The sequence below is a fragment of the Streptomyces sp. MnatMP-M17 genome (assembly GCF_900091995.1).
Taxonomy (GTDB): Bacteria; Actinomycetota; Actinomycetes; order Streptomycetales; family Streptomycetaceae; genus Streptomyces.
In genome coordinates this window covers 1-6,084 of record NZ_FMDK01000538.1, presented here as the reverse complement: position 1 = coordinate 6,084, position 6,084 = coordinate 1, and the positions used below count along the sequence as shown (strand labels likewise).

The window sequence follows — 6,084 nt, the reverse complement described above, 5'->3', positions numbered from 1 at the left end:
GACCGGGTAACCGGTCGCGGCCCTCGTATCTCCTCGCGTCGCTGCTCAGAGCAGCTGGTCGGGCTGGCGAATCCCGGTGGGGCCGCCCGGGTAGTACTTTTCGAGGCCCGGCCGCTGGATCGTCGAGTTGCATGCTTCGAAGAAGATGCCCAGCGAGCTGGCGAAGAAGGCCGCGCGGGAGTCCGGAGCGGTGGGCCCGCCCTGGTGGAACCAGCCGCACTCCTTGAGCCTGTCCCGTTCCTTGCTGGGGTCGCCAGTCCAGTACCCCATGTGATGGAAGGCAGTTCCTTGGGCGGGCTCGTTGGGGGTGCCCGGCACTCTTTCGAACAGCTCGAGCGCGCACGGCCCGGCCGTCGCGAACGTCAGCCGCGTCTTGAGCGGATAGGGGACGCCGTCTGCGCGCACGCTCTCACCGGAGAAGCCCTTGATGGGGAGCCAGTCCAAGTGCAGGGCGGAGCCGAACTGCTCCATGCCTTCCTCAAGGTTGTCGACGGCGAATGCGACATGCCAGATCACTGGGCCGCCTCCTTGGGATAGAAGTGTTCGAGGCCGGGCCGGGAGGTCAGCACGTTGGTCGACTCCAGCAGGACGTCGTAGGGCCCCTGCGTGAGCATGATGCGGCGCAGGTCCGTGTCATCGTCCACGCGGAAGGCGACGCAGGGCATCCCCAGACCGTCCAGATGCTGTTCCTCGGCGACGAGATCGTCCGACCAGTACCCGAGGTGGTGAAAGGCGGAATCGCCGCGCCGGACGTTGGGAGTGCCCGGAGAGGGCTCGATGAGCTCGATCGACAGCGGCAGGTCGAGTGAGAAGACCACCCGGGTCTCCAGCGGATACTGCTCACCGGCAGGGCCCTCGAGGTGCTGTCCCTTGATGTGGTGGATGTCCGCCCAGCGGAACCCGAGGGCGGCCGACAGCTCCTCCATGGCGGGCTCGAGCTGGTCCACGATGAAGCCTACGTGCCAGATCTGGCGAGGCGAGGTGGATTCTATAGGCATGTTAAGCATGTTAAGTGGACGTGACGATCCCGTCTACCCGTGGCGTCGCGGAGCGAGTTTCTTGAGCTCGCTTAACTTCCCGGCAATGAGGTCTTGTTGTGGGAGCCTCTCGCGGCTACCTTGCCTACATTACTTATCATGGGCATGTTTTAGGAGGTTCCCGTGAGTGAGACTCCCAAGGACGTCGTTGTCGGGTTCTTCGCAGACCTCAACAACGGCAAGTACACCGAGGCCTATGAGCGCGTCGCCCCTGACGTGGACTTTTGGATCGCTGGCCGGGAGTGGTCGATCGGCGGCAGGTATGACCGCGAGGGCGTCCAGGCAGTACTGGCCAAGAAGGTGGCACCCGCCCTGGCGGCCCCGATCGTCGCGGAGATCGTCGGGATCACCGCTGAGGGGAGGCGTGTCGCCGTCGAGGTCGAGGCCGGCGGTCCCACAACCAGCGGGGCGCTGTACCAAAACCAGTTCCACTTCCTGTTCGTCGTGGACGACGGGAAGATCGTGGAGGCCAGGGAGTACCACGACACCCTGCACGCGAGCCGAGTGATCGGGGCCTGAAGTCCCGCACGCCGCGCCGCATCTGCCGGCGAGGACCCCACTGAACAGCACTCCCACCACTCGGCTTCCACTCGCACTGATGTCTCACGGGCCAGGCCCGAGAGGAGATCTCATGTCCCGCAGCCTCGCAGGCAGGCGCATCGTGGTGACCGGCGCCGGTGCAGGGATCGGCCGCGCGATCGCGCGGAAGACGGCCTCGCACGGCGCCAGCGTCCTGTGCATCGATCTGGACGCCGACGGCCTGAAGGAAACTGCCAGGCTCATCCAGGCCGAGGCCATGGCGGTCGAAGTGGCGGCCGAGGTCCTGGACTGCACCGACCATGATGCCGCCGCCGAGGTACTCGAACGCTGCGCCGCCGCCTGGGGAGGTGCCTTCGATGCTCTCGTGAACAACGCGGGGGTCACGCTGGCCAAGCCCCTCGCGGAGTGCGACCTCGCCGATCTGGAGCGGATCTTCCGAGTCAACGTCGGCGGAATGCTGGTGATGTCGCGAGCCCTGCTGCCCCGGCTCGCCGACCAGGGCGTCATCGTGAACGTCAATTCGAGCTCGGCCCGCCACGTGCACCCCGGCCTCGGCCTGTACGGCGCCAGCAAGGCGGCAAACGCCTACCTCACGCGGGCGTACGCAGCCGAGCTCGCCGAGCGCGGTATCCGCGTCTGCGGCATCGGGCCCGGTGCGGTGGACACCAATATGCCGCGGAGCACGATGCCGCCCGGAGCCGAGGGTGAACGCATGCTCGAAGAGGCCGTTGCCGGCACGCAGCTCATCAAGCGCCTTGCCCAGCCGGAGGAGATCGCCGAGGCGATCTGCTTCCTCCTCAGCGAGGACGCGTCATACATCACCGGCTCGACGCTGTGGATCGACGGCGGCGCCTCGGCAGTCCACTGAGCCAGCCAGCACACCGCCAACCACGTTGCACAAGAGGAGAAGTGACATGGCATCCCTGGCCGACGAACTGCGACTCGAAGACCCCGACTTCTTCATCGGGGACCCCCACCCCGTCCTGAGACGACTGCGTGCGGAGGCGCCCCTGTTCTACTACGAGCCGCTGGACATGTGGGTGGTTTCCACCTACGACGACGTGCGCAAGGTCGGCAGCTCACCGGCACTGTTCACCAGCAACGACGGGATTCTGCTCAACGACTTCAGGTACGGCGACATCCTCAAGTCCTTCTTCCCGGCGAACGCCGAGAACTTTGCGCTGCTGGACCCGCCGCGCCACAACGACCTTCGCCGCATCATGATCCCTCCCTTCGGCCCGCAGGCAGTGACCCGCATGGAGGGCGCGGCGCGCGAGCTCTGCGTCGAACGCCTCAACAAGATACAGGCCGGCGAGCCCGTCAACTGGTCGGAACTGATCGCAGAGCCGTTCCCGCTGATCGTGATCGCACTGCTCATTGGGCTCCCCGTCGAGGACCTCGGCCGGATCAAGGAGTGGAGCGACGCGATCGTCGAGATGTCCGCTGCCACGGACGCAGAAGGCCTGGCCGCGATCGCTGGCTCCTTGGAGCCCATGGGGGCTTACTTCGAGGAGAAGCTCGCCGAACGGCGCAAGAATCCTCAGGAAGATCTCCTGACCACGCTCGAACTGGCGCGTGCAGAGGGGAAGATCAGCAATGAGACCGTGCACATGATGCTCGCGGGCATCATGACGGCCGGCAACGAGACCACCCGCAACACCATGAACGGGGCTCTCATCGCCCTGGCGGAGCACCCCGCCGAGTTGGCGAAGCTGACCGAGGACCCGACGCGGGTCAAGCGGGCGGTGGAGGAGTTCCTCCGATGGGTGACCCCAGTCCGCGGATTCGGCCGCACTCTGGCGCAGGACGCCGAGATCCGCTCCACCAAGCTGACCGAAGGCCAGCGGATCTTCATGCTGTACGCCGCCGCGAACCGGGACCCGGACGCCTTCCCCGACCCGGATGTGTTCGCCGTGGACCGCGCCATGGAGAAGCAACAGCTGTCCTTCGGCTTCGGACAGCACGTCTGCATCGGCGCTGGCCTCGCGCGCATGGAACTGCGCGTGCTTTTCGAGGAGCTGGTCCAAAGGTTCAGCTCGGTCACAGTCAACAGCCAGAGCCGCCTGCCTTCGCGGCTCATCAACGCGTGGACCGACGTGACGGTCACGTTCCAGAACTAGAGGTATCCCATGACCATGCCCGCCGATGTGCTGACGGAGAACATGAACCGCGTAACCGAAGCATCGACGTTGCCTGTCGTCGTCGCCGCGGTCGCCCGCGAAGCCGATGACGTCCTGAGTCTTGTCCTCCAGCCGGCCGAAGGTGGAAGCCTTCCGCCCTGGCGGCCGGGGGCGCACGTGGATCTGATCCTCCGCTCGGGCCTGGTCCGACAGTATTCGTTGTGCGGCGACCCGGCCGACCTGACGGCGTACACCGTCGCGGTACTCCGTGAGCAGAGCGGCCGCGGTGGCTCGCAGGAGATCCATGCGACAGTGACCGCGGGAACCGCCCTTGCGCTGCGCGGACCGAGGAACCACTTCGAGTTCGTGCAGGCCCAGGAATACCTCTTCATCGCCGGTGGAATCGGAATCACCCCGCTCATACCGATGATCAACAAGGCAGAGTCCGCCGGAGCGGCCTGGAAGCTCGTCTACGGCGGGCGCTCCAGGACGTCGATGGCGTACGTGGAAAAGATGCGGGCTCTGGGAGGCGACCGCGTCACAGTGCTTCCCGAGGACGTGGCTGGCAGGCCCGATCTGGAGGCCCTGCTCGACGACGTCACCGAGGCCACGCACATCTACTCCTGTGGTCCGGGTGGCCTGCTGGATGCCCTGCAGGCCATGAGTGTCCGCAGGGGCCTGGCTGATCGACTGCACATCGAACGTTTCTCCGCCGCGGCCGACGCCCTGACCGGGCCTGTCGCGGGTGACGGCTCCTTCGATCTCGTGCTGGCCCAGTCCGGCCTGACGGTTCGCGTGGAAGCGGATCAGACGATTTACGAGGCGGTCCAGGACGTCGCGCCGGACCTGCTGTTCTCGTGCGCCGAAGGTTACTGCGGGACCTGCCAGGTCGCCGTCGTCACGGGTACGCCTGACCACCGGGACACGGTGGCTTCGCCGGAGGAGCACGAAGCCGAGGGGACGATGATCCTTTGTGTCGGCAGGTCCAAGTCTTCCGAGCTGGTCATCGACGCCTGAACTGCCGCTGGTCCGTGTGTTGACGCATTGACTAATCAAGGTGAAAATATGCCTATGGTTGTTAGGCTTTGCGGTGATGCGGATGACTGAGCCTCTGGGTTTCGTTTTTGGGGGCTCCTACGACCGGCTTGCCGACGTCGACAAGCTGAGTGCGGAACACGGCCTGCCCATCCGGACGCGGTTGCTCCCCAGTCCCAAGGACGCCTTCTCCGCCTTGAGGGACGACCCGGACCTGGCCGGCGGCGAGATGTCCGTGTCCTTCTACATGACTGAGCGGTCCCGCCTGGGCGGGGCCGCAGACTTGGTAGCCCTTCCCGTCTGGGTCTCGCGGGCGTTCCGCCACAGCAACGTCTACGTGCGCGAGGACTCAGAATTCCACTCACCGGAGGACCTGCGGGGCCGGCGGATCGGCCTGCCGGAGTACGGCATGACGATGGCCGTGTGGCTTCGCGGGTTGTTCGCCGATGAGTACGGCATCAAGCCGTCGGACATCCGATGGGTCGCCCACCGACCCCCAGCGGGACTGGGTACGGAATCAGTGATCTACCCCGCTGACGTCGACATCGCGACGGCGCCGCCGGGGCTCGCGCTGCACGAGCTGCTGCTGCGCGGCGACATCGACGCGTGGATCGGCGCCGGCGTCGCCCCGCCCCTCCCCGGCGTCAGAAGGCTTTTCGACGATGTCCACGCAGTGGAGCGTGACTACTTCCGTAGGACCTCGGTGTTCCCGGTCATGCACGTCCTTGTGATGAGGCGGGCGCTGCTCAGTCGCGACGAGGGCCTGGCCCAGGCGGTGTTCGACATCTTCAACGAGGCCAAACTGCGAGCGCAACGTCGTCTGTGGTCCACGAGCGTGTCGTATCCGACGCTGCCGTGGACCCTCGCCGCCGTTGAGGAGCAGACCCGGTTCATGGGGAAGGACCCCTGGCCCTACGGCCTGGAAGCCAATCAGCCCACGCTGCGCACCTTGCTGCGCTACATGGAGGATCAGGGTCTCCTCTGGGGCCACCTTGATCTGCCGGACTACTTCCTCCCGTTGGAGCCCCAAGGCTGACTGGCTGTTCTCTGCCCGCTTGCGTGGTCGGTGGGGGTTCGCTGCCCGCGGCGAGCAGTTGCTTACGGCGGCTCTCGCGGGTTTGGGCCGACGGCGGCTGCCGCGGCTACCTCCAGGAGGTGGCTGTCCAGCGCCCCGGTCTCGAGTCGAGACTTCCGTGACAGCCGCAAACCCATGTCTGACCAGCGAGATCCGTACACGAGGTGCGGAAAGAGAACACCTCCGAGACCGAACACATATGACGTGGCCCTACCCGGGGGCGTGGCTTGTAGGCACACGCCGGAGGATAGGGCCGCCACTGTCTTGCGGGGGGGAG

General features: G+C 66.0%; 7 protein-coding genes. 5 read left to right on the top strand and 2 right to left on the bottom strand.

Annotation, left to right across the window (positions count from 1 at the left end; all coding sequences use genetic code 11):
* Positions 1–45: 45 nt before the first annotated feature.
* Both GA0115259_RS23545 and GA0115259_RS23540 read right to left on the bottom strand, forming a co-directional pair.
* Complete coding sequence (locus GA0115259_RS23545) at positions 46–516, bottom strand: VOC family protein (RefSeq protein ID WP_093600725.1); 471 nt, start codon at positions 514–516, stop codon at positions 46–48.
* Positions 513–998 carry a VOC family protein gene (locus GA0115259_RS23540; RefSeq protein ID WP_161230447.1) on the bottom strand — a complete coding sequence of 162 codons (486 nt, stop codon included), beginning with the start codon at positions 996–998 and terminating at the stop codon, positions 513–515. Before GA0115259_RS23540 ends, GA0115259_RS23545 begins: the two co-directional genes overlap by 4 nt.
* Positions 999–1,160: 162 nt before the next feature.
* Between GA0115259_RS23540 and GA0115259_RS23535 the strand changes: the two genes are divergently transcribed.
* From GA0115259_RS23535 to GA0115259_RS23515, 5 genes are all read left to right on the top strand, one after another.
* Entirely contained in the window at positions 1,161–1,556 is a 396-nt protein-coding gene (locus GA0115259_RS23535; RefSeq protein WP_093600719.1) for a nuclear transport factor 2 family protein, read from the top strand.
* Between the two features lie 112 nt (positions 1,557–1,668).
* Positions 1,669–2,445: an SDR family NAD(P)-dependent oxidoreductase gene (locus tag GA0115259_RS23530; protein WP_176732629.1), complete on the top strand. Its 777-nt coding sequence runs from the start codon at positions 1,669–1,671 to the stop codon at positions 2,443–2,445.
* A 46-nt stretch (positions 2,446–2,491) separates the two neighbouring features.
* Complete coding sequence (locus GA0115259_RS23525) at positions 2,492–3,697, top strand: cytochrome P450 (protein WP_093600713.1); 1,206 nt, start codon at positions 2,492–2,494, stop codon at positions 3,695–3,697.
* Positions 3,698–3,706: 9 nt separating this feature from the next.
* Positions 3,707–4,714 carry a PDR/VanB family oxidoreductase gene (locus tag GA0115259_RS23520; protein ID WP_345941030.1) on the top strand — a complete coding sequence of 336 codons (1,008 nt, stop codon included), beginning with the start codon at positions 3,707–3,709 and terminating at the stop codon, positions 4,712–4,714.
* Between the two features lie 82 nt (positions 4,715–4,796).
* The gene (locus tag GA0115259_RS23515) at positions 4,797–5,768 is read left to right on the top strand and encodes an ABC transporter substrate-binding protein (protein WP_141716664.1); all 972 of its coding nucleotides are present in this window, start codon (positions 4,797–4,799) and stop codon (positions 5,766–5,768) included.
* Positions 5,769–6,084 lie beyond the last annotated feature (316 nt).

Bases quoted from the DNA above. Each gene is read 5' to 3' on its own strand.
- GA0115259_RS23540 (WP_161230447.1), bottom strand. From the start codon at position 998: ATGCCTATAGAATCCACCTCGCCTCGCCAGATCTGGCACGTAGGCTTC.
- GA0115259_RS23530 (WP_176732629.1), top strand. From the start codon at position 1,669: ATGTCCCGCAGCCTCGCAGGCAGGCGCATCGTGGTGACCGGCGCCGGT.
- GA0115259_RS23525 (WP_093600713.1), top strand. From the start codon at position 2,492: ATGGCATCCCTGGCCGACGAACTGCGACTCGAAGACCCCGACTTCTTC.
- GA0115259_RS23520 (WP_345941030.1), top strand. From the start codon at position 3,707: ATGACCATGCCCGCCGATGTGCTGACGGAGAACATGAACCGCGTAACC.
- GA0115259_RS23515 (WP_141716664.1), top strand. From the start codon at position 4,797: ATGACTGAGCCTCTGGGTTTCGTTTTTGGGGGCTCCTACGACCGGCTT.